Origin of the sequence: Streptomyces fildesensis (genome assembly GCF_016107395.1) — a bacterium.
GTDB lineage: Bacteria > Actinomycetota > Actinomycetes > Streptomycetales > Streptomycetaceae > Actinacidiphila > Actinacidiphila fildesensis.
In genome coordinates this window covers 1-2,428 of the sequence record NZ_JAAIKO010000106.1, presented here as the reverse complement: position 1 = coordinate 2,428, position 2,428 = coordinate 1, and the positions used below count along the sequence as shown (strand labels likewise).

Sequence of the window (2,428 nt, the reverse complement as noted above, 5' to 3'; positions counted from 1 at the left end):
GTACTGGTGGGCCGTCGGCGAGGTGCCTGCTCAGCAGGTCCTTTTCCAACGGCCCCCAGCCCGAACGACGCATGCGACTTGTCACCGCACGTCGCTCTCCAGTGATTACTCCGTGAGTGCTGCGACAGGCTTCTTGCCGTGGATGTCCGCGTGGCAACTTCCGCAGACCACAAGGGTTTTGCGGTGCCTCGCGGCCATGAGATCTGCCCACGGCGGCCGGGTTCCCGATCTTCCGAGGTCCGCGAGCTTGGCGACGTGGTGAACTTCCACCGCATCGATGCGCCCGCATGACTCGCACCGCCCGGCGAGGAGCCGGGTGACCAGCTCCTTGCGTTTGATGTTGACCGGGGCCAGCCGACGGTCGGTGATGACAGTCTTCTTCTCCCGCCGCAGCGGGATCCCGCCGAACCGTCCAACCAGTGGCTTCCTGCCGACGCGTTCTACGCGTGCCTCGAAGCACTTGCGTAGCCCGTGCGGTGTCTCGATGGTGGCCGCGTACTTGCGGGCCATTTTCGACACCGACGAGCGGTGCTTGTTGGCGAGCGTCATCAGCATCGAGGTCTCCATGACCCATTGCAGCCGGGCGAGTCGAAAGACGTCGCCGGCCAACAGGTAGTACTGGACGATGCCGCGGTACTCCGACCCGTAGGTGCTGAGGATGATGTGGTCGTCCTGGTTCAGCAGTTCGGGCCGACGCGCGGGTTTGCCGCGCTCCATGTACTGGGCTTGCTTGGCAGATACCACCGAACGAGGGACGCGCAATCTGATGACCCCATTGACGGAGCGCCGTCCGCCGGTGATCTTGCGGTCGTTGTGGTGCACGGTGATGTCGTAGCCGAGGAACCTCGCCGCCTCGGTGCGGGCATGCGTGATGAGCGTCTTCTCCGGCGACAATTCCAACTTGAGTTCGTCGCGCAGGAATTGCGCCAGACGCTCCTTGATTTCCTCGGCTTCTGCCTTCGGTCCGGCGAACCCGAGCAGGGTATCGTCGGCGTAGCGCACATATCGCAGCCTCCTGTATCCGGGATCCTGAGTATCCTGGCTGGGAATACTGCGGAGTTGCTTGCGCAGATCCCGCACTTCGGTGCGGTCACCGCGCTTGCGGGCGCGCCGCATAGCGTTCCACACCTCGAAGAAGGCGCGGCTCGGATTCCTGATCCTGCCCCGGGTGTACTTCGGGATCAGAACCTTCTCGACAAACTCGTCCAACTTGTGCAGGTAGATATTTGACAAGATCGGTGAAACAACTCCGCCTTGCGGGCTTCCGCTGTGCGTCGCGTTCCAGATCCAGTCCTCCATGTATCCGGCCTTGAGCATGTTGTGCACCAGGCGCAAGAATCGGTTGTCGTGGATTCTCTCGCCCAGAATCCGGAGCATGACCGAATGGTCAAGCCGGTCGAAACACTGGGCGATGTCTCCCTCGATCAACCAGACTGTCCCCGTCCAGGTGTTGGCCACATCACGTAATGCGGTGTGGCAGCCCCGGCGGGGACGGAAACCGTGAGAGGAGTTAGAGAACGTCGGCTCGTAATACGCCTCAAGCAACAGACGGATCACCTCGCCGACGAGCTTGTCACTCCAGGGAGGCAGGCCGAGCGGACGCAGCTTCGTGCTGCCCCGACCCTTCGGGATGTAGACCCTGCGAGCTGGGCTCCATCGATAACGCTCGTGGCGCAGCGCGTCGATGACGTGCCCGATCTTGCCCAGCGACATGCCGTCCACGGTCTCCCCATTGACCCCCGGCGTCATCGCTCCCCTGTTGGAATACAGACGCCCGTAGGCCAGCAGATACAACTGCGGATTGACGAGCTGTCGATATAGTTCGTCGCACGGCAGGCCACGCCTGCCGCGTTCACGGAGGACACCCAGCACCGTTTCGGCGCTCTGCATTACGCATACCTCCCGAGTCTTGAGTGCCCGATCACCTGGCCCCCTTCGCCCTGTGGACGGCTTTCCCGTCCTCCTTGGCCGGTCGTGACTCCGGCGACTACTACGGGGCCTCCGTCGCCATAGGAAGATCTCTTCCCGTAGGCGATCCCATGTTCGTCCTTGTCGTACGTTCTAGCGTGGTTTAGGTGCCCCACTCATCCCCTTGAATGCCCTCGCTGGGCATCGCTCCGCACTCCGGAGGTTGCGTCGACCATGGCATAAAGCCGTCGCAGGGTGCGGCGTCGGTGTCAGGCATCTTTCCGACGGATTCGACCTTCAATCTTCTGGGGATTAGGGTTCAGGCAATCCAGCTTTCACCGTGCCACGCGGGTCCCTCGACGCCCCGTCCCTAATGCCTGAGCCCGGCCGTCAATTTCCTGGCATGCTACGGTCCCCTCACCGTTTCCGGATTAGGTAAGCCATCGGACCCAAGAATCTCCCTCCAAATTCATCCCGACTGAATCGGGGATAAGACAAGGCGCCTCATGGCGCACTGCCA

1 protein-coding gene is annotated in these 2,428 nt (G+C 62.2%); it reads right to left on the bottom strand.

Features of this window, described 5'->3' with window-relative positions; translation table 11 throughout:
- Nucleotides 1-105: 105 nt before the first annotated feature.
- Nucleotides 106-1,890: a reverse transcriptase/maturase family protein gene (locus tag C6N31_RS42045; protein WP_198359598.1), complete on the bottom strand. Its 1,785-nt coding sequence runs from the start codon at nt 1,888-1,890 to the stop codon at nt 106-108.
- Nucleotides 1,891-2,428: the final 538 nt, after the last annotated feature.

Excerpts from the sequence above, each read along its gene's own strand:
- C6N31_RS42045 (WP_198359598.1), bottom strand. The coding sequence starts at position 1,890 with ATGCAGAGCGCCGAAACGGTGCTGGGTGTCCTCCGTGAACGCGGCAGG.